Genomic DNA, 23,543 nt, shown 5'->3' on the forward strand with positions numbered 1-23,543 from the left:
ACAAGGATTATTGCCCTGATGACGCAGGAAAAAGAGATTAAACGCCCCATTCAGGAACTTGAGCACGCCCCCATCCTAAAAATTGAGCCCCTGGAGCAGGAAAATACAGAAACCAATGGTAAGACCAACCAGGCGTTGAAAACTGCCCTGACCTTCGCTGAAAAAGTTCAACGCCAGCCCATGATTGCCCATCTGATTCGGGCTGCGGAGCGGTTTAACGATCGCATGGGAAATCAGTTTGGCGCCGCGATTACCTACTTCTCGTTTCTGTCGATGATCCCTATTCTGATGGTGTCGTTTGCCGCCGCGGGTTTTATTCTCGCTTCGCATCCTACGCTGTTACAGGATATCTTCGGCAAAATTCTGCTCAACGTCAGCGATCCGACGCTCGCCTCTACGCTGAAAAACACCATTAATACTGCCGTACAGCAACGTACCACCGTCGGTCTGGTGGGGCTTGGCATCGCGCTCTATTCCGGCATTAACTGGATGGGAAACCTGCGCGAAGCAATTCGTGCCCAGTCGCGGGATGTCTGGGAGCGTACCCCGCAGGATCAGGAAAAAATTTGGGTCAAATATCTGCGTGATTTTATCTCATTGATTGGCTTACTGATTGCGCTGATTGTTACTCTGTCCATTACCTCCATTGCCGGCTCCGCCCAGCAGATGATTATCTCTGCGTTGTATCTCGACGGTATCGAATGGCTGAAGCCCGCCTGGCGGCTGATCGGCCTGACCATCTCTATTTTCGCCAACTACTTGCTGTTCTTCTGGATTTTCTGGCGGCTACCGCGTCACCGACCGCGTAAAAAAGCGCTCATACGCGGCACATTTATCGCAGCTCTGGGGTTTGAAGTCATCAAAATGATCATGACATATACCCTGCCGTCACTGGTGCAATCGCCGTCAGGCGCGGCGTTTGGTTCCGTGCTTGGATTGATGGCGTTCTTCTACTTCTTCGCTCGTCTGACTCTGTTTTGCGCTGCCTGGATTGCCACAGCAGAATACAAAGACGACCCGCGTATGCCGGGGAAAACGCAGTAGCCGCCGCCGGATTAGTTGTTAATTGCCGGATGGCGACGCACGCGTCTTATCCGGCCTACGGGTGAGTTTTGTAGGCCGGATAAGCGCAGCGCCATCCGGCAATTATAATGCCGCCCAATCTCACCGATTTAGTGAATAAATCCAACCCGTAACTTTTATTTAACCAAAAACCAGTTTTATCATCTAAGTTTTAAATTATGTGAAGCATTTCATGGAAGTGAAATCTCGAGCCTAAAAATTATCCCCTTTTTGCTCTATTTTTGACCACTCTCAAAGTTTGTTACAGATTGAAATGTCTCTTTTGCTGTGCGTAATATGGCCTCTCGTTCGGCCAAAAATAAGAAAATATTATGCAAGCAACAGCCACAACACTCGACAACGAACAGGAACACACCCCGGTCAACTCGCGCAATAAAGTCGTCGTCGCCTCGCTCATTGGCACCGCCATTGAGTTCTTCGACTTCTATATTTACGCCACCGCCGCGGTGATCGTGTTCCCGCATATCTTCTTCCCGCAGGGGGATCCGACTGCCGCGACGCTACAGTCCCTGGCGACTTTTGCTATCGCCTTTGTGGCACGCCCGATCGGTTCTGCGGTATTCGGGCATTTCGGCGATCGCGTCGGCCGTAAAGTCACGCTGGTTGCTTCGTTACTCACCATGGGGATTTCGACGGTCGTCATTGGTCTGCTGCCGGGCTATGAAACGATCGGCATTTTCGCCCCACTGCTGCTGGCGCTGGCGCGTTTTGGCCAGGGGTTAGGTCTGGGCGGTGAATGGGGCGGTGCTGCGCTGCTGGCAACGGAAAACGCACCACCGCGCAAACGCGCGCTGTACGGATCATTTCCGCAGTTGGGCGCGCCTATCGGCTTCTTCTTCGCCAATGGTACCTTTCTGCTGCTCTCCTGGCTGCTGACCGACGAGCAGTTCATGAGCTGGGGTTGGCGCGTACCGTTCATCTTCTCTGCGGTACTGGTGATTATCGGTCTGTACGTTCGCGTTTCGCTGCATGAATCCCCGGTCTTCGCCAAAGTAGCCGCGGCGAAAAAGCAGGTGAAAATCCCGCTGGGTACCCTGCTGACCAAACATGTTCGCGTGACGATCCTCGGCACGTTCATCATGCTGGCGACCTATACGCTGTTCTATATCATGACCGTCTATTCGATGACGTTCAGCACCGCAGCCGCGCCTGTAGGACTTGGCCTGCCGCGTAATGAAGTGTTGTGGATGCTGATGATGGCGGTGATTGGCTTTGGCGTCATGGTGCCGGTGGCGGGCCTGCTGGCCGACGCATTTGGTCGTCGCAAGAGCATGCTCATTATCACCACGCTTATCATTCTGTTTGCGCTGTTTGCCTTTAAACCACTGCTCGGCTCTGGCAATCCGGTGCTGGTTTTCGCCTTCCTGTTGCTGGGCTTAAGCCTGATGGGGCTGACATTTGGTCCGATGGGCGCGCTGCTGCCGGAGCTGTTCCCGACCGAAGTGCGCTACACGGGGGCGTCGTTCTCGTACAACGTTTCGTCGATTCTTGGTGCTTCCGTTGCCCCTTACATTGCCGCATGGCTGCAGGCGAATTATGGTCTGGCGGCAGTCGGTACGTATCTGGCATCAATGGCGGCGTTAACGTTAATTGCGCTGCTGTTAACCCATGAAACACGGCATCAATCGCTGTAATTTGATTGCCTGATGGCGCTATGCTTATCAGGCCTACAGACTGCAATCCCCCGTAGGCCGGATAAGGTGTTTACACCTCATCCGGCGCTCTCATCACTTCTTCATCTGCGACAGGATTGTCCGGCACTGATTAGCATCCCCTTCAGAAGGTGAAATCAGCGCCAGCAGGGCTGCCGCTGGCGTCACCAGCGTTGCCAGCGCAGCAGCAACCGCACCGCGCGCAATTAGCGGTCCGGCCTTCACGCCTGCCTGCGGATTCTTAAAGGTACCGCGAACATACAACGGCGAACGCAGAGTAATAATACGAATCCCTTTGCTCTCCGGATCGATGGTTAAATCCAGTTGCTCCGACGCAAAGCTTGCCGTACCGGTGACATTAATGACTGCGTTTTCCGTATCAAAAGCAAAAATCTGCGGACGCGCCACGCCGTTAACAATATCCAGATTCGCCGCCGCGCAGTTCACCCGCACTTCGTCATCGCCAAATATCTGCCCGACAAGATAGTTCCCCAGATTCAAGCCCACAATTTCCATCAGATTCCGGCTGATCAAACCGTCATTCATCAGCAGTTTCAGGTTGCCATTGCTGTTACCCAACAGCGCCGCCACCGAGTTTCCGCTCCCACTAAACCTGGCGTCACCGTTCATTTCACCAAGCGTTTTTTGCATCAGTTCCACATCCGGCATCAGCGCTTTAAGCTTCAGGCGGCGAGCCTGGATATCCGCCTGCCCCCGCATCGGCTTTTTATCCCCTTCCAGATGGATGCTGGAAACAATGCTGCCTCCCGCAAGACCAAATTTCAGCGGTTGCAGACGCAGGTCGGCATTTTTCAGGATGATATGAGTGGAGAGATCGCTGATCGGCAGACTACTGCCATGCTCAATACGCCGTCCTTTGAAACGCACGTCAGCGTCCATTACGTTCCATTTGTCAGTTTCAAAACGGTCATACGGCAACACCTTGTCCGCAGGCTGAACGCTCTTCTCACCTTTGCGCTGTTCAGATTGTTTTGCCCGTTCCGCGCCTTTGCCTGAATCCACCCCGATCAGCGGCCCCAAATCGGCCAGCCTCAGCTGGCGTGATTCCACATCGCCCTTCAGCATGGGTCGCGGCTTGCCGGTGGTGTAGGCCAGCGTTCCGTGAATATCGCTGTCGCCAATGCGACCATTGAAATCGCGATAATCAAAAACAGAGGATTTTTCCGGGTCAATTGTCGCTACCAGACGTCCGTCGGTTTCAAACGGCGGCGTATCCGGGAGCAGCACGCCGGTCAAATCGTATAAATCCCCTAGCGAATCTCCCGAGAATTTAAGTCGTAGATCCGCCCCACCCATGTTCATCGGATCGTTTATCGTGCCGATAAACGCTACGCGCGTATTGCCCGAACGGAAATCAGCCTGAATCGGGAAAGGCGTATCTTCACCACGCAGCGCCAGCATTCCGCCAATTTTTCCGCTACCGCTTAGCGGTTCGCCGTTATATCGCCCTTGCACTTTCAGACCAAACACGTAGTCCTCGACGCGGGCGTTGCTCTCTTTACCTTTTGCGCCGGTCACTTCGCTAAAGGGCAACGGTTTGCCCAGCGGATCGACCAGGATCTCAATCTCCGACTTCGTCACCTTATCGTTAATGGCGATGCGTCCCTGGTCAAACAGAATGTTATCCAGCCGGAACGACCACGCGGATGGCGGCGCATTAGAATCGCGGTTTTCGTCCCCAGCTAAGTTAAAGGTCCAGTTATTGTTTTTCTCCGACAGGCGGATCAGCCGCGCATCGGGTTTGACCAGCTTGACCCACGGGAGCCAGACGTTTTTTGTCAGCAGTGCCAGTGGGGCGAGCGTAGCTTCAACACGCGGGAGATGCACCATGGTAACGTCAGGAATGTCTGGCGGGTTGCCGAGGATGATATCTTCAGCATGAACATGCGGCCACGGAACCCAGCTACGCCAGCCGGTTTCCTGCTTCTGGCGTTCCCAAACCACGCCCAGGTCACCCCGTATAGCAAAGGGCCGGTTGAGTTCTGTAGAGACTTTCTGGTTGATGGTCGGTTTGAGCCGGTTCCAGTCAAATGTCGCAATCACAATGATGAGTACGACGATCAACAACAAGAAAACCCCTATTACTGAAGTGGTTATTTTACCTGTTTTCGTCATGTCTAACCTCTCTACTTCCTTCCTTGCCTGTCCTAAAGATAGTCCAGCAGGATGAAAAGGAGGTGTGCTACGTCCTCATCAAAGCGACAGGATCACCTCTTCAAGCGTGTCCAGAGGCACTGGACGAGAGAGAAAATAGCCTTGTGCGGCAAAAGCCGGTGAGTTTTGCACATCGCGCCACTCTTCCAGCGTTTCAACGCCTTCGACAATCACGCCGCGGCAATAGCGGTTCATCAGCTGTAATAGTAGTGTGAAGAGATTACGTCCCTCCGGCGTCTTGCGCAGCATGACGAACAGGTCTCGCGCCACTTTGATATAGTCATAATTCACTTCACTAAGCGCCGAGAAGTTCGCCATTCCGGTACCAAAATCATCCAGCCAGAGCGGGCCAAACTCGCACATTGAGGCGAAGGACGACCCCTTCGGTAAGCGGATATGTTCCACTAGCTCAAAACGCAGCCACGGCAGGCCTTCAATGATTTTCAGGATTTCGGGATCCTGGCGCATCGCTATGAGCGTTGGTCCGTCGACGTTCACGGAAGCCAGCAGGTTGTTGGCTCTGAAAAAGTCCCCTTTCAGCTCAAGTTGAAGAAGTTGCTCTATCACCACATCAACACGATGTCGGACGGTTACTTCGGCAAAATAGCGGTCTGGCGCAATACGTTGGGATGGATTATCAGGATGGCTCACGACAGTCAGCAGTTCAACGGCCATCAGTCGTCCGTTGGTCTGGTAAATTGGCTGGTAGGTGTAAGCACGCTCGCACTGCAGCCAATAGCGTCTCTCCTGCAAGTTTTCAATACTCGCATCGAGCGTAATGAGCTGCTGGGTAACCTGCTTTATCATCTGAGATGTCCTGTAAATAAGAGTGTGACTGACCGGACTCGTCAAAGGTTATCGGCGCTCAGACGCAGAACTTTACGTTCAGCTGTGCGCAAAAATAAAAACTAAGCGGCAAAAACAACGCAGAACACGTGCTGGCTCAAAAAAATAATGGAACGTTGTTTTAATATAGTTGACCACTTAACACCCACAGCGCACACTAACGCTAATTTTTTTCAGAGCAGGTTACGACTATGTCCAGAAAGATTGCCGTGATTGGCGAATGCATGATTGAGCTGTCACAGAAAGGCGCTGACGTTCAGCGCGGATTCGGTGGCGACACGTTGAATACATCCGTTTATATCGCCCGTCAGGTCGATGCTACGGCACTTTCCGTACACTATGTGACTGCACTGGGTACCGACAGTTTTAGCCAACAAATGCTGGAGTCCTGGCAGGGTGAAAACGTGGATACCTCATTAACCCAGCGCATGGAAAACCGCCTGCCGGGTCTCTACTACATTGAGACCGACAGCACTGGCGAGCGCACCTTCTATTACTGGCGTAATGAAGCCGCCGCAAAATTCTGGCTGGAGAGCGAGCAGTCTGCCGCGATTTGCGAAGAGCTGGCGACATTTGATTACTTGTATCTGAGCGGAATCAGCCTGGCGATTTTAAGCCCGGCAAGTCGTGACAAGCTGCTGTCGTTGCTGCGTGAATGCCGTGCCAACGGTGGAAAGGTCATTTTTGATAATAACTACCGCCCACGTCTGTGGAGCAGCAAAGAAGAAACCCAGCAGGTGTATCAGCAGATGCTGGAATGCACCAATATCGCATTCCTGACGCTGGACGATGAAGACGCGCTGTGGGGTGAAAAACCCGTTGCTGAGGTGATTGCCCGTACTCACGCAGCTGGTGTACAGGAAGTGGTTGTGAAGCGTGGCGCAGACTCTTGCCTGGTTTCCATCGCGGGCGAAGCGCTCATCGACGTTCCGGCCGTTAAATTGCCGAAAGAGAAGGTGATCGATACCACTGCGGCCGGAGACTCCTTCAGCGCCGGATATCTGGCGGTACGTCTGACCGGTGGCGATGCTGCTGAGGCCGCAAAACGCGGCCACCTGACGGCAAGCACCGTGATTCAGCACCGCGGGGCGATTATCCCACGCGACGCTATGCCGCAATAACGTCGATTATCCGGTCTGCATACCGTAGGCCGGGCAAGCGAAGCGCCCCCGGCATCTCCAATGCCGGATGGCGGCGTAATCGTCTTATCCGGCCTACAGGTTATTGTACCGGCGGGATATCCGTCACTTCAGGGTGTGATTCATCCGTTTCAACAGATGTTGCCGCTGCGGTAACGGGCGCCATAATGCTATCCCACGTCGCCTGCAGATCCTTCATATTGAATTCAGGTTCACCCTTCGGTTGCAGCAGAATTAACGCCATATCTTGCGACAGCTGCTGTCGCAGGTCCTGATTCAGCATCTCAACACTCAGGCTGTTGAGGAAGCTCTGGCGTAAACGCTGATACTGTTCAGGCGCAATATCCACCACCTGATTTTGCAGCGAGCGCAAACGCTGGCTGATCAAAATATCGGTATCGGTACGACCATAGGTGGCAAACAGCTTCTGCAGTTCCAGATTCTTTTGCGCGACCAGCGCATTGAACTCTTCTTCCGGAAGTCCCTTATCACGCACTTTCGCCAGCTCACGCGCAACCGTACCCAGATTGGCGTTCAGCTTATCGTTTGGCGACTCAACGTTAATCGCACACTGCGCGCGCAGGAACAGCACCCGGCAGTCAAATCCGAGGCCAATGTCTTTGGCATTGTTTTTGGTTAGCTCTTGCTGAATGTGCCAGAACAGCGCCTCACGAGCTAAATCAGCGCGCCAGTATCGTAACAACGCGGCAGATTCACGGATCGGTTGCCACGGCGTATCCCACATAATAGACAGGCGATCCTGGCGTACCGCATCGGTCATAATGCTTACGGCTTCTGCTCGCAGCGGAGAGAGCGTAGGTACCGGTGCAGGCGTTTCGCGTTTTCCTTTTAACTCGCCAAAGGTTTTATTGATTTGCTCAGCTACGCTGCGTGCATCAACGTTACCGACGATGATCAGCGTCATCGCGTCCGGGGTATACCATTTCTGGTAGAAAGACTGAATTTTCGCCGCATCTACAGGCGTTTTCAGCGGATCGGCGGGATCGTGTCCCAGCAGAGTCGATCCCTTCAGACGGTAACGCCACCACCCTTCTTTGGTATCTGACGGCCAGGTTGCAACCATATCTTCGCTGCTCAGCGCATGATTGACCGTTTCAGAGGTGATGCTCAGATTGCCGGAGATATTCGCCAGGTAAGAAAGTGACTCTTTCAGTAGATCGTTACGGCTGTTTGGCAGACTGAGGTTGTACAACGTGGAATCATAGGAAACGATAACCGGCGGCATGGGACGTTTGGGATCGAACCCCTGCTGCCACAATGAACGGGCTTGCGTGGCATCGAGGCCACCGCTTTGCGTCAGCGCGATACGTGGGATCGCATGGCTGAAACCACTCTGTTGCGTATTTTCGGTGAGTGAACCGGTATTAACCAGCAGGCGGACCTCAATACGGTCGCTGGGGCGCTGGGGAGTGGCTAACACTTGCCACTGTAGACCATTTGCCAGCGTGCCCTGTTGCCACGCCGGGTCAGGCTGGAGCGCATCTGCCTGCACATAGCTGGCAGTGGCCATCATCAGCAAGCCGCCCGCTAAAAGTCGAATTTTTGTGCCCTGCATGTGAACCCCTGATCAACTATCCTGGAAATAAAAAGACAGCCCTCGAAAGGACTCTCTGAATATGACGTTAAAAACACTTCGTGTTAGACCGCGAGAACATAAAAATGTCACGGAAGAAGTGAAAAAATCCCGAGCCGCCGAATCGACGGTTTCAGGCACAGGGGGTAATTATGCGCAAACGCCCGCAGTCCTGGAAGGGACTACGGGCATAAGTGACGAGATTAAGAGGATAAATCGTGCGTTTTGCCATCCGGCGCACGATTATTCAGCACATCGTCCAACTTTTTGTGGTCCAGTTCTTTGACCCATTTAGCGACGACGACAGTTGCCACACCGTTGCCGACCAGGTTAGTCAGCGCACGTGCTTCAGACATAAAGCGGTCAATACCAAGAATCAGTGCCAGACCCGCAACCGGCAAATGGCCCACAGCAGAGATCGTCGCGGCCAGAACAATGAAGCCACTCCCGGTCACACCCGCTGCACCTTTTGAGGAGAGCAGGAGCACCACCAACAGGGTTATCTGATGGAAGATATCCATATGGCTGTTGGTTGCCTGAGCGATAAACACCGCCGCCATCGTCAGATAGATTGATGTCCCATCAAGGTTAAACGAGTAGCCCGTGGGTATAACCAACCCGACAACCGACTTCCGGCAGCCCAGTTTTTCCATCTTATCTAGCATACGCGGCAGCGCGGATTCAGAAGAAGACGTACCCAGTACGATCAGCAGTTCTTCACGGATATAGCGGATGAATTTGAAAATGCTGAAGCCGGTTGCGCGAGCAATGGAGCCCAGAACCACAACCACAAACAGAATACAGGTGATGTAGAAGCAGATTATCAGCTGACCCAGTTGCACCAGCGTTCCGACGCCATATTTACCGATGGTAAAGGCCATGGCACCGAAAGCACCGATCGGCGCCAGACGCATGATCATATTGATGATACCGAAAATAACCTGCGAGAAGCTTTCAATCACGTTGAAAATCATCTGGCCTTTGCTGCCCAGACGGTGCAGCGCAAAACCAAACATTACCGCAAACAGTAATACCTGCAGGATGTTACCACTGGCGAACGCGCCAATGACGCTACCCGGGATAATATCCATCAGGAAGCCTACGATCCCCTGGTCTTTTGCCTGTTCAGCGTAAATGGCAACCGCTTTAGCGTCCAGCGTCGCCGGATCGACGTTCATTCCGGCACCGGGTTGCACCACGTTGACGATGATAAGGCCGATGATCAGCGCAATCGTACTGACAATTTCAAAATAGAGCAGTGCAACCGCACCGGTGCGGCCTACTGCTTTCATACTTTCCATGCCTGCAATGCCGGTCACGACAGTACAGAAGATGACAGGTGCGATGACCATCTTGATGAGCTTAACGAAAGCATCACCAAGCGGCTTCATTTGGGCGCCTAATTCAGGGTAGTAATGGCCAAGGAGAATACCAATGGCAATTGCTGTCAGGACCTGAAAGTAAAGGCTTTTGAATATAGAGGTCTTCATAGGGTGTCCTTAAAGTAAAAACCACAGGTCTTGTAAGGTTTTGTTTAACCTGCGGCCTTAAAGTAACACCCACTCAACATGACAGAAATGCACCTGGATCATAATTGATACAAAAATGTTAAAAATTTTGAGCTGGCTCGCACAAGCGAGACCTTTTTTAACTTTTGTAATCAGCGCTTTCCGGTGCCAGATAACGTTCTTCAAAGATATTTGCCGGAACGGGTCGAGCAAACAGGAATCCTTGCGCCACTTCCACCCCGGCTTTTGATAACCATTCGCGTTGCGCTTCGGTTTCAACGCCTTCGGCGATCATCTGCAAGTTGAGGCTATGTGCCAGTTGAATGATGGCGGAGATCATGCTGCAATCTTCGGGCACGCCATCGACAAACATCTTATCGATTTTGAGTACATCCACCGGCAGCGACTTCATATGCTGTAGCTGTCGCAGACCCGCATACCCCATGCCAAAGTCGTCCAGGGCGATGCGCACGCCCGCGTTGCGCAGCGGTCGCAAAATGGCCACTGCGGCGTGGGGATCGTCAATATGCCGGCTTTCAGTCACTTCCAGAATCAATGTGCCAGGCTTAATGCGATAGCGCGTTAACAACTCCAGCAGATCAGACACCATACTTGGGTGCATCAACTGGAGAGCGGATAAATTCACCGAGAGCGGCAGCATGAGACCGCGTTCTTGCCAGGCTGACAGCTGGCGGCATGTTTCTTCCAGCACCCAATAACCGACGGTCACCATCAGACCACAAGACTCAATTCTGTCGATTAACCCTTCCGGCAGCTCCCAGCTACCGTCCGGCTGCTGCATCCGCAACAATGCTTCTGCGCTCAATACCTTGCCGCTGGACATCTCAACCTGGGGCTGCATCCAGAGCGCAAATTGCTGGTTATCCATGGCGGTTAAAATATCGTTCTCTTGGGTTAAACGCTGCTGCGCCTCTTCCATCTGCAACGGATCAAAGAACTGAATTTGGTTTTTACCTTTATGACGCGACGTTAACACAGCTGACAGGGCGCGGCGGTAGAGCTGCTCTGCGGTTAAATCACCATAAAACATCGCCACCCCAATGTTGCAGGTAGGACGTAGTTGAATGCCCTGAATCGGTAACCGCTCATTAACGATAGTGAGTACTTGCTGACCTAGCGTAATAGCGTGCCAGGGTTCTTTTACACCATGGGCGATAATGGCAAAGTCGTAGCCACTCACCTGGGTAAGCACCATCCGGGGAGACAATACAGACTTCAGTTTTTCGACCAGCGTAAGTAACAGGATTTCTCGCTGGGTTTCGGTTAACACACCCGCGGTGTCACGTAGGGTTTCGCAGGTGACAATCATCAGCGCCGTCGTCTGTTGGCGGGTAACAACCTGCTCCAGCAGCCCCATTAAAAACGACTTATTGGGCAGTTCGGAAACCGGGAAACGCATTGCTAAGTCGCTTTGATCTTCGCTATGTCGCTGAATCAACTGCTGATTAAGATTGTAGCTACGCACCAGCATACCAATCTCATCATCCTGATGTAGACGCGGCAATGCCAGTTGATAACCAATCAGGTCCTGCTGTTGAATGTCGTTCAGCTCACGGGCAATTTTACGTAAGGGGTGCACAATCAAGCGGTTAATGCACCAGGAGATAGCGACGGTCAGTATTAGCGACAAAAGTAAGTAAATGGTCACTAACGTCGAGAGCGTACTCATCACGAATTTGTACATGCGGTACGAATCCGCCTGCAGCACCAGATACGCCAGCGGTTGTGGGTTAGCGGAACGTTCAAGAGAATAGATAGGCAGCGAAATTTGTACCGGAAGCTCAAACAGGCGAGTCACCGTAACCGGAACCGGACGTTCAGGTATAAAGCTCATCCGCAGCGCCTGAAACTGATTAGGTAGCACCACATCGGCGCGACTTACCACGCCTGCTGGCCGAATACTTCTTAAAATAGCTTCCGCTTCGGGAATATCCCCTTTCAGGATAGTGTTCGACAGAGGTTCACGAACGGAGCGAGCGATACTTTCCAGTTGCGTAGCCGTGTTATAGCGGTTTTGCTGGACCAGATGGAACAACAAAACGGTGCAAAAAATAAAAACGAACACCATAACAACGGCCGCAACCATTGCCATCTGCTTAATTGTTAACGAGCGACTGACACGCAAACTGACTCTCCACGGATAGACGAAACTGCCGTCAGAGTATACCCGATCGTAGCGGTATTAAGAGAGGCGGTATCTGAAAACTTCCCAGCGTGCATTATCGCGACAGGATAGGCACCTGACGACGAGATTTATCTGCATTTAAGCCGAAAAAGGCCGCAAGGTTACCCCCTGCGGCCTGGTTCGGGCGCATGTTGCCATTACGGCAGGCAGACGCCCGCAAAGTGCATTACTTCCTGTTACGCAGCCAGTTCACAATCAAGCTGGCAATAATGCCAGCGATAATTGGAGCCGCTAAATCGTGCCAGAAAGCCACGCCTAACTGTGCGAGCGTCATATAGCCGCCTGTGTTGCAATGGCAACTGTTCGCGGCTATTCTTGAACTGTTGAGGATCAAGGTTAGCCCCCGTTTTGTTGCCAGGTTTATACCGAACAACGTGCGGGGGTTTTCTCTTTCCAGCAACCTATGCCGCCGGGGATCAAGCCCCCGCAACATCGCGCCTCACCGGGTAAACCCGGCTTGCCGCTGATTCTACGGTAACACTTCCGTCTCATCACCCCGGAGTGATCCAGTCTGCGTAAAGCCTCGCAATTACGGCTTAATAAATCCGCCAAGCGCTGGAAAGTTTCTTGCCAACTGGCAACTTTCCTGACGGCTACCCGCACGATAAAACCACTAAAACATTGATATCTATTAGTTTATTTTCTGGCACAGCGATTGCTATATGACTGTGAGCTGTTCTGTTCCGAATCAAAGGAGATATCATGTCTGACTGTCGTACTTACGGATTCAACACCCAGATCGTTCACGCGGGGCAACAACCCGACCCTTCAACTGGCGCGCTCAGTACGCCTATTTTCCAGACTTCAACGTTTGTTTTTGACAGCGCCGAACAAGGTGCCGCCCGCTTTGCGCTCGAAGAGTCCGGGTACATTTACACCCGTTTGGGTAACCCCACCACCGATGCGCTGGAGAAAAAGCTGGCGGTACTGGAACGAGGTGAAGCCGGGCTGGCAACCGCGTCCGGTATTTCTGCTATCACCACAACGCTGTTGACGCTTTGTCAGCAGGGTGACCATATCGTTTCCGCCAGCGCGATTTACGGTTGTACCCACGCGTTTTTGTCGCACAGCATGCCGAAGTTTGGGATTAACGTCAGCTTTGTCGACGCGGCAAAGCCTGAAGAAATCCGCGCCGCCATGCGCCCGGAAACCAAAGTTGTATATATCGAAACGCCCGCTAACCCGACGCTGTCGCTGGTCGACATTGAAACGGTAGCCGGTATCGCCCATCAGCAAGGCGCATTGCTGGTGGTGGATAACACCTTTATGTCGCCGTACTGTCAGCAGCCTTTGCAACTGGGCGCGGATATTGTGGTGCACAGCGTCACCAAATATATCAACGGTCACGGGGATGTGATTGGCGGCATCATTGTTGGTAAGCAGGAGTTTATCGACCAGGCGCGGTTTGTTGGCCTGAAAGATATCACCGGCGGCTGCATGAGTCCTTTCAATGCGTGGTTGACGCTGCGCGGCGTTAAAACGCTGGGCATTCGTATGGAGCGTCACTGTGAAAATGCGCTGAAAATCGCCCGCTTCCTCGAAGGGCATCCGTCCATTACTCGGGTGTATTATCCAGGCCTGTCATCGCATCCGCAGTATGAGCTGGGCCAGCGACAAATGAGCCTGCCAGGTGGAATTATCAGCTTCGAAATCGCCGGCGGCCTCGAGGCTGGCAGACGGATGATCAATTCTGTAGAATTATGCCTCCTCGCGGTCAGTCTCGGTGATACCGAAACCCTCATTCAGCACCCAGCGTCTATGACACATTCGCCCGTTGCGCCAGAGGAACGGCTTAAAGCAGGTATTACCGACGGGCTTATCCGTCTTTCTGTGGGTCTTGAAGATCCAGAAGATATTATTAACGACCTTGAACACGCCATCAGAAAGGCAACATTCTGACCAATATGGCCTGAACCGACGCCGTTCGGTTCAGGTTGTTGAGAATCAAGGCACAACAGTCTGGCAATACGCGCAATCCTCTTTCGGGGAGAACGTGTATTTTGGGCAGGGGGTTCTATGCAGGACAACACATTACAATTAAGCAACAATACAGCAACCGCCGTACCATTCTCAAAAAAAATACCGTTTACGAAATACGATTTTGGCTGGGTATTACTGTGCATAGGCATGGCCATTGGTGCCGGAACGGTACTGATGCCGGTACAAATTGGCTTAACCGGCATTTGGGTATTTATCGTCGCCTTTATTATTGCTTATCCGGCAACTTATATTGTGCAGGATATTTATTTAAAAACATTATCAGAAAGTGAAACCTGTAATGACTACACGGATATTATAAGTCATTATCTGGGAAAAAACTGGGGCGTATTTCTTGGCGTCATCTATTTTCTGATGATTATTCACGGCATATTTATCTATTCCTTATCCGTGGTTTTTGACAGCGCCTCATATATCAAAACCTTCGGCTTGACCGAGGCCGATCTTTCACAGTCGATAATCTACAAAGTGGCCATTTTTGCCGTGCTGGTCGCCATTGCTTCCGGGGGAGAAAAACTGCTGTTCAAAATCTCCGGCCCGATGGTAGTGGTCAAAGTGGGTATCATCATCGTATTTGGTTTTGCGATGGTTCCGCACTGGAACTTCGCTAATATCAGCGCCTTCCCTGAAGCCTCGGTGTTCTTTCGCGATGTGCTGCTAACCATCCCGTTCTGCTTCTTCTCCGCGGTGTTTATTCAGGTGTTGAACCCTATGAACATCGCCTACCGCAAACGGGTGGCAGACCGGGTACTGGCCACTCGTATGGCTATACGTACGCATCGGATCAGTTACATTACGCTGATTGCGGTCATCCTGTTTTTCTCTTTTTCTTTTACCTTTTCCATTAGCCATGAAGAAGCCGTTTCAGCCTTCGAACAAAATATTTCCGCACTGGCGCTGGCGGCACAGGTGATTCCGGGACAGATTATTCATATCACCTCAACGGTATTAAATATCTTCGCCGTATTAACCGCGTTCTTTGGTATTTATTTGGGATTCCACGAGGCGATCAAAGGAATTATTCTTAACGTACTGAGCCGCGTTATTGACGTGGAAAAAATTAATCCTCTGGTGCTTACGCTGGGTATTTGTACCTTTATTGTTATCACCCTGGTGATTTGGGTATCGTTTCGCGTATCAGTACTGGTGTTCTTCCAGTTAGGCAGCCCGCTGTACGGGATTGTGTCGTGTATTATTCCGTTTTTCCTGATCTATAAAGTCACACAACTGGAAAAACTACGCGGGCTGAAAACCTGGCTAATCCTGCTGTACGGGATCCTGCTGTGCCTGTCGCCATTACTGAAGCTGATTGAATAACCCGCGTAAACTGCGCCGTCAGCTCCTGGCGGCGCTTAGCTCACACTCTCCAGTTGATAGCTGCGAATTTTATTCAGTACCGTGGTATGTGATACCCCCAGCGCTTTGGCGATATGCCGCGACGACACATTCTCTTCCATCATTTGTTCAATAAGCTGGCGTTCCGCATACAAAACCTGCTCTTTAAAAGGACGTTCTGTCGGGCCTTGCTCAGCGGCGGGCAAATTCACCATCCCTAATTCTTCGGGCGTAATGACATCGGATTCCGCCATTAGCATCAGACGAATAATGGTATTTTCCAGTTCGCGCACGTTTCCCGGCCAGCTGTGATGGTGCAAGGCATCAAAACAAGCTTTATCCAGAATGATCCGCCGCTGGAATTCCTTTGCGTATTTCTGCACAAAGTGGCGAATCAACAGACTGATATCCTGCGGACGCTCCCGCAAAGGCGGAATAGTCAGGGAAAGTACATTGATGCGGTAATAGAGATCGGCGCGCAACAGACGTTGTTCCACCATATCTTCCAGATTGGCGTTGGTTGCCACAATAATGCGTACATTAACCGGAATAACTTGCGCCCCGCCAACGCGACGGATCCCGCCATCCTGCAGGACGCGCAATAATTTAGCCTGTAAGCCCAGCGACATTTCACCAAATTCATCGAGAAAAAGGGTGCCTTTATCGGCCATTTCAAACAGCCCTTTTTTGCCTTTACAATCCGCGCCGCTAAAAGCCCCTTTCTCATAGCCAAAGAATTCACTCTCCATAAGCGACTCAGGTAGTGCAGAGCAGTTGACCGGAATAAACGGATAAAAACGTCGCTGCCCGGAATTATGGATAGCCCGGGCCAGCAGCTCTTTGCCGGTACCCGTATCGCCACGGATCAGAACGGTATATTTGCTGTCAGCAATTTTTATCGCCTTTTCGATAAGCGCGTGCATGCTCTGGCTGCTGCAAATAATGTCAGAGAAATAACGCGGGCGTTCCGGCTCCGGCGTTGACAGCTCGCTTATCTCCTCACAGAGGTAAGCGACATTAATAATATCGGCGCGCTGGCTTAAACAGGATTGCACACAGGAAATATCCTGTAGCTGGCGGCACCAGGATTTAATCAGGATCCGTCCAGGTGTGACTTTCATGGAGATGATATTGATATCGCAGCAGGAAAATTCCTTCAGGACATCCTCAACCATCGACAGACGATCAATTGTTTTAATATCCCAGCGTATCGTGACCACATTTGCTCCTGATAGTTAGCAACTGCGAAATAGATATTTCTGTGGCGAGAGGAAACCTGACTACATTTTAGACGCTGTGGAATAATGTTCTGCCAGAGGACTCACATTGTGGACGGAAAAACAAAATATAAAAAAACCGGAGCACAAGGCTCCGGTTATCGGGTCATAACCCACGTTTATTGCTGTGGGTTTTCGTCCTGGTCAACGGCGAAACAGGCCACCAGTTGACCGCCATAGTCTTTTAACTGTGGCTGAAGCTGAGTACACGGACCAAAGCGACGACGGCAACGGGCGTTGAATGCGCAGCCTGGTGGCGGATTCAGCGGGCTTGGCAGCTCACCGGTCAGCTTGATACGCTCGCGGCGATCGTCCGGGTTCAGGCGCGGCGTTGCGGAGAGCAGCGCCTGAGTGTACGGATGCCGTGGATTATTGAAGATCTGATCCTTGGTTCCTTTTTCCACACAGCGGCCTAAATACATCACCATCACTTCATCGGCAATGTGCTCTACCACCGACAGGTCGTGCGAGATAAAGACGTATGACAGCCCCAGTTCTTGTTGCAAGTCCATCATCAGGTTCAGCACTTGCGCACGTACGGAAACGTCCAGCGCCGAGACCGGTTCGTCAGCAATCACCACATCCGGGTCAAGCATCAGACCGCGGGCAATGGCGATACGCTGACGCTGGCCGCCGGAGAACATATGCGGATAGCGGTCGTAGTGCTCGGTTTTCAGCCCCACTTTCGCCATCATCGCCAGCGCTTTTTCACGACGCTCCTCTTTGCTGAGCGTGGAGTTGATCAGCAACGGCTCTTCCAGAATCTGCCCTACTTTTTTACGCGGGTTCAGGGAACCATAGGGGTTCTGGAACACTATCTGGATTTTCTGCCGACGCAGCTTCTGCGCCTGCGGGTCATGCTTGAGTAAATCCTGACCCTGGTAATACAGCTCACCGCCAGTCGGGATTTCAATCATCGTCAGCAGACGGCCAAGGGTGGATTTCCCACAGCCCGACTCACCTACCACCGCCAGCGTTTTACCGCGCTCCAGAGTAAAGGAAACGCCATCCAGCGCTTTCACCAGGCGTTCCGGGGCGAACATGCCCTTCTTCACCGGGTAGTGTTTTTTCAGGTCAATTGCCTGCAACAGCGGCTGTTGCGCGGCGGCCTTTTGCGTACTCATAGCCCAGGCCTCCCGGCATCATCAAGTGGGTAGTGGCATTTCGACTGACGACCGCCTTCCAGCAGGTTCAGTTCAGGTTCTTCAGCGCGGCATTTGTCAGTCGCATAGGGGCAGCGTGGATTCAGCAAACAGCCGCTCGGGCGGTCATATTTACCGGGAACCACGCCCGGCAGTGAGGCCAGACGCGCTTTGTCCTGAGCAAACTCCGGCAGTGCGCGCAGCAGCGCCTGGGTGTAAGGATGACGCGGCGCGCGGAAGATATCCTGCGCGGCCCCGGTTTCCACTACCTGCCCAGCGTACATCACGATGATTTTGTGTGCCGCTTCAGCCACCAGCGCCAGATCGTGCGTGATTAAGACCAGCGCCATGTTCTCTTTTTGCTGCAATTCCAGCAGTAGCTCGATGATCTGCGCCTGAATGGTCACATCCAGCGCCGTTGTCGGTTCATCTGCAATCAGCAGCTTCGGACGACAGGCAATTGCCATCGCGATCATCACGCGCTGACTCATCCCACCGGACAACTGGTGCGGATAGACATCCAGACGCGAGGCCGGATCGGGGATCCCCACCAGCGTCAGCAGGTCAATTGCCCGCTGAATACGCGTTTTTTTGTTGCCGCCCTGGTGCACCTTGATGGCTTCCATAATCTGGTAGCCGACGGTGTAGCAGGGGTTAAGACTGGTCATCGGGTCCTGGAAGATCATTGCCACTTCCGCACCCACCAGTTGGCGACGCTCTTTCTCAGAGATGCGCTTCAGGTCGCGACCATTAAACTCCAGATTTTCGGCCATAACGCGGCCAGGGTAGTCAATCAGTCCCATAATCGCCAGCGAGCTGACGGACTTACCAGAACCAGACTCCCCAACAATGCCAACCACCTCACCCTGATTCACACTGTAGCTAATGCGGTCTACGGCGCGGAATTCGGAACCTACGTCGCCGAAATGCACCGATAATTTATCTACATTTAATAACGCCATCTCGAACCTCTTACTGCTTCAGTTTGGGATCGAGCGCGTCACGCAGACCGTCACCCATCAGGTTAAATGCCAGCACCGTCAACAGGATCGCCAGCCCCGGGAAGGTCACAACCCACCAGGCGCTTTGGGCAAACTGCAGAACGTCAGAGAGCATGGTGCCCCATTCCGGCGTAGGCGGCTGTGCGCCCATCCCCAGGAAGCCGAGGGCAGCCATATCGAGAATGGCGTTAGAGAAGCCAAGCGACGCCTGAACAATCAGCGGCGCAAGACAGTTAGGCAGAATATTGACGAACATCTGGCGCATCGCGCCGGCTCCCGCCACGCGGGATGCGGTGACGTAGTCGCGGTTAACTTCCACCAACACAGCGGCGCGCGTCAGACGCACATAGTGCGGCAATGCCACAAACGTCAGCGCCAGCGCAGCGTTGCCTATCGAGGGGCCAAATACCGCCACCAGCACCAGCGCCAGTAACAGGCTCGGCAATGCCAGCATGATATCGACCACACGCATGATGACGTTATCGACAATTCCACCAAAGTAGCCGGCGATCAGCCCAAGAACCACGCCCATCAGCAGGGAGAGTACAACCACCAGACAGCCAACCAACAGCGACAGACGCGCACCGTACATCAGGCGGGACAGCACGTCGCGGCCCACATCATCAGTACCAAACAGATGCGCCATGGAACCGCCTTCCTGCCACGCAGGAGGAGCTAGTAGCGTATCGCGGAACTGGTCTGCCGGGTTGTAGGGTGCAAGGACGTTGGCAAAGACCGCAATCAGGATCATTACCACCACATACACCAGCCCAACAACCGCGCCTTTGTTGCGTTTAAAATAGTGCCAGAACTCCTGCAGCGGCGTCATCGGCACCGGTGCAGCAATAACTTTGTTTTCAGTAACCTGTGACATGATGGCCCCTTACTTCTTATGCCGAATACGCGGGTTCACCACGCCATACAGCAGGTCTACCAGCAAGTTGACGAGGATAATCATCGTCGCGACCAGCAGTACCCCGCCCTGCACTACCGGATAATCACGGCGTTGCAGCGCATCGATCAGCCAGCGTCCCAGCCCCGGCCACGAGAAGATAGTCTCGGTCAGGATTGCCCCAGCCAGCAACGTACCAACCTGCAGGCCGATAACGGTTACAACGGGCAGCATCGCGTTACGCAGAGCGTGAATGATGATGACGCGCATACGGGTCAAACCTTTAGCGCGCGCGGTACGAATGTAATCCTCGCCCAGTACTTCCAGCATCGACGAACGTGTCATACGCACAATGACCGCCAGAGGAATGGTACCCAGCACCATCGCAGGCAAGACCATATGCGCCAACGCATCGATAAAGTTACCCTCTTCACCCCAGATGGCGGTGTCTATCAACATAAAACCGGTCAGCGGATTGGAATCATCAAGGAACACCATGTCGCTCACCCGCCCAGAAACTGGCGTCAGGTTCCACTGCACGGAAACCAGCATGATCAGCATCATGCCCCACCAGAAAATCGGCATGGAGTAACCGGTCAGCGCCAGGCCAACGGCGGTGTGATCGAAAATGGAGCCGCGCTTAACGGCAGCAAGTACACCCACCGGGATACCCACTGCGACGGCGAAAATCATCGCGCAGACGCCGAGTTCCAGCGTGGCTTTGAATCGAGGTACGAACTCTTCCCACACCGGTAAGCGGCTTTTCAGTGAGATACCTAAATCGCCATGCATAACCCCCCAAATATAGTGGAGGTACTGCTGCCACATCGGCTTATCCAGACCGAGTTCAGCCAGCAGTTGAGCATGACGCTCAGGGGAGATCCCACGTTCACCTGCCATGATCATAACCGGATCGCCGGGGATCATATGGACGAAGGCAAAGGTGAGAAGAGTGATACCGATAAACGTGGGGATGACGAGTCCCAAACGTCGGAGAATGAACTGCAACATAACCCGGATTCTCTCTAATGACGCACGGCCTGGAACCGTGAGTCTGCATTGCTCACAAATCTTATCCCACGCAAACTGCATCGTGGGTAAAGCATTACGCCGGATGGCGCTGCGCTTATCCGGCCTACACAATACCGGGGCGCAGCGCTTCCTTGATTGCTTTTAATTATTCGACAGAGACGTTTTCGAAGTGGTGTTTGCCTAATGGATCAACCACATAGCCTTTTACTTCTTTACGCACTGGTTCATACACGGTGGAGTGAGCAACAATCAGAGCCGGGGCCTGATCGTGCATAACAACCTGAGCTTGCTTGTACAGTTCAATACGTTTGTTGTGATCGTCGGTCGCACGCGCCGGTTGGATCAGGTCTTCAAACGGCTTGTAGCACCAGCGAGAGTAGTTGGAACCGTCTTTCGCTGCCGCACAGCTAAACAGGGTGGCGAAGAAGTTGTCCGGATCCCCGTTGTCACCGGTCCAACCCATCATCACCGCCTGATGTTCACCCGCTTTGGCGCGTTTCAGATACTCGCCCCACTCGTAGGTCACAATCTTGGCCTGAACGCCAATTTTCGCCCAGTCAGCCTGAACCATTTCCGCCATACGACGAGCGTTCGGGTTGTAAGGACGCTGTACCGGCATGGCCCACAGTTCAACGGTAAAGCCTTTGTCCTGACCGGCTTCCTTCAACAGCGCTTTGGCCTTCTCAGGATCGTAGGTGTAGTCTTTAACGTCGTCGTTATAGCCCCACATGGTCGGTGGGATCAGGTTTTTCGCGGCAACGCCAGCACCCTGATAAACCGCTTTGATGATCGCTTCTTTGTTTACCGCGTAGGTCAGCGCCTGACGGACTTTCACATCATCAAACGGTTTCTTCTCGGTGTTGAAAGAGAGGTAGCCAACGTTCAGACCGGCCTGCTCCATCAGGTTGATATTTTTATCCTGCTTCATGCGTGCGATGTCAGCCGGGTTCGGGTACGGCATCACCTGGCACTCGTTCTTCTGCAGTTTGGCGTAACGCACAGAAGCGTCAGGCGTAATGGAGAAGACCAGACGGTCGATCTGCGGCTTAGTGCCCCAGTAACCTTCGAATGCTTTATACAGAATACGAGAGTCTTTCTGGTACTGCTGCAGCTGGAACGGACCGGTACCGATTGGGTTCAGATCCACTTTCTCCGGGGAACCGGCTTTCAGCATGTTGTCCGCATATTCTTTGGAAAGAATAGAAGCGAAGTCCATCGCCAGGTCAGCCAGGAACGGTGCTTCCGGGCGAGTCAGCACGAACTGAACGGTTTTATCATCCACTTTTTTCACTTCGGAGATCAGGTCTGGCAGACCCATCCCTTCGAAGTATTCATAGCTGCCGCCAGAAACTTTATGGTACGGGTTCTGGGCATTTTTCTGACGATCGAAAGAGAACACCACGTCATCGGCGTTTAAATCGCGCGTCGGTTTGAAATCTTTGTTGTCCTGCCACTTCACGCCCTGACGCAGGTGGAAGGTATAGGTTTTACCGTCTTCGCTGATTTCCCACTTCTCAGCAAGTCCCGGGATCACTTCAGTTGTGCCGGTTTTGAACTCGACCAGGCGGTTATAGATCGGCACGGAGCTGGCATCATAGGTGGTACCAGAGGTGAAAAGCTGCGGGTTAAAGCCTTCAGGAGATCCTTCTGAACAATAAACCAGAGTTTTAGCCTGTACGCTTGCTGCGACGGTCATAGCCACCAGGCTCAGACCAAGCTTCAGCATCCCTGACTTCTTCAAGGAAATACTCATTCTTCTGCTCCAAATGTGATGTTTGTTGTTTTACCCTTTGCAATGGGTTTGCACCGCCTGGCCTTTTTTGTTTTTTACCCGGCCGGGTCAGCGTTAAGAGGATGGGGATTCCGTTCACATAAGCGACTGAGTTGCAGTGCGGATTCTCCATGAAATGCCCCTCATACCCTACAATCTGTCAACAGAATGTGAAAACGTCAATACAGGTAACCGCGATTTACACCAACGGTGAGAATTGGCAAACAAAGATTAAAAAAAGTGCAAGCGGGTATTTTCAGCAGGGAAATTTGTGCTACGCGCACTATGCCAGAATAAACATCTTCATACTTCGCAACATTTGGAGATTAACATTTATGCAATTTATTCAAATTTTCCCAATGAATGCTGCATATCTGAGCGATTAATGCCATGAACGTTAAAACGCACAGCGGAAAATGCCAGCGCCAGCCATAAGTAGCGCAAAAAAAGTTTCAAGCAAACATAAAAAAAGGCAATGGAATATGTCACAGAATCGTTAACTGTCAGTGGGAAGTGATGCACAATTTTTGCAGATAAAAGGAAGGTCAAAGGTGGGATTGGAATAACGCCATACACGCCGGGATGAAACTGAGTCTGTAGGCCGCATAAGGCGCTTGCGCCGCCATCCGGCAATGTCTCCAATATTGCCTGATGGCGCTTCGCTTATCAGGCCTACAAAACAAAAAACCCTGCTCGTTGAGCAGGGTTTTAAATTTGGTCGGTGATAGAGGATTACTCGCCACTACGTGGCTCGCCCCGCGGGCCGTTGCTGACGCAACGTTCTCTCGCTACGCTCGAGTCGAACCTCTTACCCCCCGGAGGTTCTCATCCTCCTGGGCTATAAAGCAAAAAACCCTGCTCGTTGAGCAGGGTTTTAAATTTGGTCGGTGAT

The 23,543-nt window shown here is 52.5% G+C and carries 19 protein-coding genes and 1 other RNA gene; 5 read left to right on the forward strand and 15 right to left on the reverse strand.

The features are described 5' to 3' along the window. The first annotated feature begins 18 nt into the window (after positions 1–18). Both yhjD and OGV57_RS22435 read left to right on the forward strand, forming a co-directional pair. On the forward strand, positions 19–1,044 hold the full coding sequence (gene yhjD / locus OGV57_RS22430) for an inner membrane protein YhjD (protein ID WP_016151136.1): 1,026 nt from the start codon (positions 19–21) through the stop codon (positions 1,042–1,044). 350 nt (positions 1,045–1,394) lie between these two features. After that, a complete protein-coding gene (locus OGV57_RS22435; RefSeq protein WP_003023312.1) occupies positions 1,395–2,717 on the forward strand; it encodes an MFS transporter in 1,323 nt (440 codons plus the stop codon). 93 nt (positions 2,718–2,810) lie between these two features. Here OGV57_RS22435 and OGV57_RS22440 read toward each other — a convergent pair whose 3' ends face one another. Further along, positions 2,811–4,871, reverse strand: a complete 2,061-nt coding sequence (locus OGV57_RS22440; RefSeq protein WP_054528872.1) for an AsmA family protein — start codon at positions 4,869–4,871, stop codon at positions 2,811–2,813. Between the two features lie 78 nt (positions 4,872–4,949). After that, positions 4,950–5,717, reverse strand: a complete 768-nt coding sequence (gene pdeH / locus OGV57_RS22445; RefSeq protein ID WP_003023308.1) for a cyclic-guanylate-specific phosphodiesterase — start codon at positions 5,715–5,717, stop codon at positions 4,950–4,952. Positions 5,718–5,947: 230 nt separating this feature from the next. Between pdeH and kdgK the strand changes: the two genes are divergently transcribed. After that, a complete protein-coding gene (gene kdgK / locus OGV57_RS22450) occupies positions 5,948–6,877 on the forward strand; it encodes a 2-dehydro-3-deoxygluconokinase (protein ID WP_016151138.1) in 930 nt (309 codons plus the stop codon). Between the two features lie 100 nt (positions 6,878–6,977). Here the strand turns inward: kdgK and OGV57_RS22455 are convergent, their stop codons facing one another. From OGV57_RS22455 to OGV57_RS22470, 4 genes are all read right to left on the reverse strand, one after another. Continuing rightward, positions 6,978–8,471, reverse strand: a complete 1,494-nt coding sequence (locus tag OGV57_RS22455; RefSeq protein ID WP_032937215.1) for a M16 family metallopeptidase — start codon at positions 8,469–8,471, stop codon at positions 6,978–6,980. Between the two features lie 221 nt (positions 8,472–8,692). After that, positions 8,693–9,979, reverse strand: coding sequence for a C4-dicarboxylate transporter DctC (gene dctA, locus OGV57_RS22460; RefSeq protein WP_003837746.1), 1,287 nt, complete (start codon positions 9,977–9,979; stop codon positions 8,693–8,695). Between the two features lie 157 nt (positions 9,980–10,136). Then, positions 10,137–12,143, reverse strand: coding sequence for a biofilm formation regulator HmsP (gene hmsP / locus OGV57_RS22465; RefSeq protein ID WP_003846127.1), 2,007 nt, complete (start codon positions 12,141–12,143; stop codon positions 10,137–10,139). A 226-nt stretch (positions 12,144–12,369) separates the two neighbouring features. Continuing rightward, a complete protein-coding gene (locus tag OGV57_RS22470; protein WP_003023297.1) occupies positions 12,370–12,477 on the reverse strand; it encodes a type I toxin-antitoxin system toxin Ldr family protein in 108 nt (35 codons plus the stop codon). 428 nt (positions 12,478–12,905) lie between these two features. Between OGV57_RS22470 and megL the strand changes: the two genes are divergently transcribed. Both megL and OGV57_RS22480 read left to right on the forward strand, forming a co-directional pair. Beyond that, entirely contained in the window at positions 12,906–14,102 is a 1,197-nt protein-coding gene (gene megL / locus OGV57_RS22475) for a methionine gamma-lyase (protein WP_003023295.1), read from the forward strand. Between the two features lie 117 nt (positions 14,103–14,219). Next, complete coding sequence (locus OGV57_RS22480) at positions 14,220–15,518, forward strand: aromatic amino acid transport family protein (RefSeq protein ID WP_043018665.1); 1,299 nt, start codon at positions 14,220–14,222, stop codon at positions 15,516–15,518. 35 nt (positions 15,519–15,553) lie between these two features. On the opposite strand, the gene OGV57_RS22485 is transcribed toward OGV57_RS22480, so the two are convergent. The 9 genes from OGV57_RS22485 to OGV57_RS22525 all read right to left on the reverse strand — a co-directional run bounded on the left by OGV57_RS22485 (position 15,554) and on the right by OGV57_RS22525 (position 23,501). Then, positions 15,554–16,756 (reverse strand): sigma-54 interaction domain-containing protein, encoded by a 1,203-nt coding sequence (locus tag OGV57_RS22485; RefSeq protein ID WP_054528873.1) that lies wholly within the window; start codon positions 16,754–16,756, stop codon positions 15,554–15,556. 176 nt (positions 16,757–16,932) lie between these two features. Further along, complete coding sequence (dppF, locus tag OGV57_RS22490) at positions 16,933–17,937, reverse strand: dipeptide ABC transporter ATP-binding subunit DppF (protein ID WP_003024319.1); 1,005 nt, start codon at positions 17,935–17,937, stop codon at positions 16,933–16,935. Then, a complete protein-coding gene (dppD, locus tag OGV57_RS22495) occupies positions 17,934–18,917 on the reverse strand; it encodes a dipeptide ABC transporter ATP-binding protein (RefSeq protein ID WP_003024317.1) in 984 nt (327 codons plus the stop codon). The genes dppF and dppD overlap by 4 nt, the downstream gene beginning before the upstream one ends. Positions 18,918–18,927: 10 nt before the next feature. Next, positions 18,928–19,830: a dipeptide ABC transporter permease DppC gene (dppC, locus tag OGV57_RS22500; RefSeq protein ID WP_003837734.1), complete on the reverse strand. Its 903-nt coding sequence runs from the start codon at positions 19,828–19,830 to the stop codon at positions 18,928–18,930. Positions 19,831–19,839: 9 nt separating this feature from the next. Beyond that, positions 19,840–20,859, reverse strand: a complete 1,020-nt coding sequence (gene dppB / locus OGV57_RS22505) for a dipeptide ABC transporter permease DppB (protein WP_003837733.1) — start codon at positions 20,857–20,859, stop codon at positions 19,840–19,842. 166 nt (positions 20,860–21,025) lie between these two features. Next, complete coding sequence (gene dppA, locus OGV57_RS22510) at positions 21,026–22,633, reverse strand: dipeptide ABC transporter periplasmic-binding protein DppA (RefSeq protein WP_003837731.1); 1,608 nt, start codon at positions 22,631–22,633, stop codon at positions 21,026–21,028. Next, positions 22,548–22,784: a hypothetical protein gene (locus OGV57_RS22515; protein WP_127674029.1), complete on the reverse strand. Its 237-nt coding sequence runs from the start codon at positions 22,782–22,784 to the stop codon at positions 22,548–22,550. The genes dppA and OGV57_RS22515 overlap by 86 nt, the downstream gene beginning before the upstream one ends. Positions 22,785–22,993: 209 nt before the next feature. After that, positions 22,994–23,293: a hypothetical protein gene (locus OGV57_RS22520; protein WP_127663664.1), complete on the reverse strand. Its 300-nt coding sequence runs from the start codon at positions 23,291–23,293 to the stop codon at positions 22,994–22,996. Between the two features lie 73 nt (positions 23,294–23,366). Next, positions 23,367–23,501: non-coding RNA, RtT sRNA (locus OGV57_RS22525), on the reverse strand. Between the last annotated feature and the right edge of the window lie 42 nt (positions 23,502–23,543).

This window comes from Citrobacter sp. Cf087 (assembly GCF_030334285.1).
In the GTDB taxonomy this organism is placed as follows: Bacteria; Pseudomonadota; Gammaproteobacteria; order Enterobacterales; family Enterobacteriaceae; genus Citrobacter; species Citrobacter freundii.

Coding starts and splice junctions, on each gene's coding strand:
- dppD (WP_003024317.1), bottom strand. CDS start 18,917: ATGGCGTTATTAAATGTAGATAAATTATCGGTGCATTTCGGCGACGTA.
- megL (WP_003023295.1), top strand. CDS start 12,906: ATGTCTGACTGTCGTACTTACGGATTCAACACCCAGATCGTTCACGCG.
- dctA (WP_003837746.1), bottom strand. CDS start 9,979: ATGAAGACCTCTATATTCAAAAGCCTTTACTTTCAGGTCCTGACAGCA.
- OGV57_RS22440 (WP_054528872.1), bottom strand. CDS start 4,871: ATGACGAAAACAGGTAAAATAACCACTTCAGTAATAGGGGTTTTCTTG.
- kdgK (WP_016151138.1), top strand. CDS start 5,948: ATGTCCAGAAAGATTGCCGTGATTGGCGAATGCATGATTGAGCTGTCA.
- yhjD (WP_016151136.1), top strand. CDS start 19: ATGACGCAGGAAAAAGAGATTAAACGCCCCATTCAGGAACTTGAGCAC.
- OGV57_RS22470 (WP_003023297.1), bottom strand. CDS start 12,477: ATGACGCTCGCACAGTTAGGCGTGGCTTTCTGGCACGATTTAGCGGCT.
- OGV57_RS22435 (WP_003023312.1), top strand. CDS start 1,395: ATGCAAGCAACAGCCACAACACTCGACAACGAACAGGAACACACCCCG.
- dppC (WP_003837734.1), bottom strand. CDS start 19,830: ATGTCACAGGTTACTGAAAACAAAGTTATTGCTGCACCGGTGCCGATG.
- OGV57_RS22480 (WP_043018665.1), top strand. CDS start 14,220: ATGCAGGACAACACATTACAATTAAGCAACAATACAGCAACCGCCGTA.
- dppB (WP_003837733.1), bottom strand. CDS start 20,859: ATGTTGCAGTTCATTCTCCGACGTTTGGGACTCGTCATCCCCACGTTT.
- OGV57_RS22515 (WP_127674029.1), bottom strand. CDS start 22,784: ATGGAGAATCCGCACTGCAACTCAGTCGCTTATGTGAACGGAATCCCC.
- dppF (WP_003024319.1), bottom strand. CDS start 17,937: ATGAGTACGCAAAAGGCCGCCGCGCAACAGCCGCTGTTGCAGGCAATT.
- OGV57_RS22455 (WP_032937215.1), bottom strand. CDS start 8,471: ATGCAGGGCACAAAAATTCGACTTTTAGCGGGCGGCTTGCTGATGATG.
- pdeH (WP_003023308.1), bottom strand. CDS start 5,717: ATGATAAAGCAGGTTACCCAGCAGCTCATTACGCTCGATGCGAGTATT.
- dppA (WP_003837731.1), bottom strand. CDS start 22,633: ATGAGTATTTCCTTGAAGAAGTCAGGGATGCTGAAGCTTGGTCTGAGC.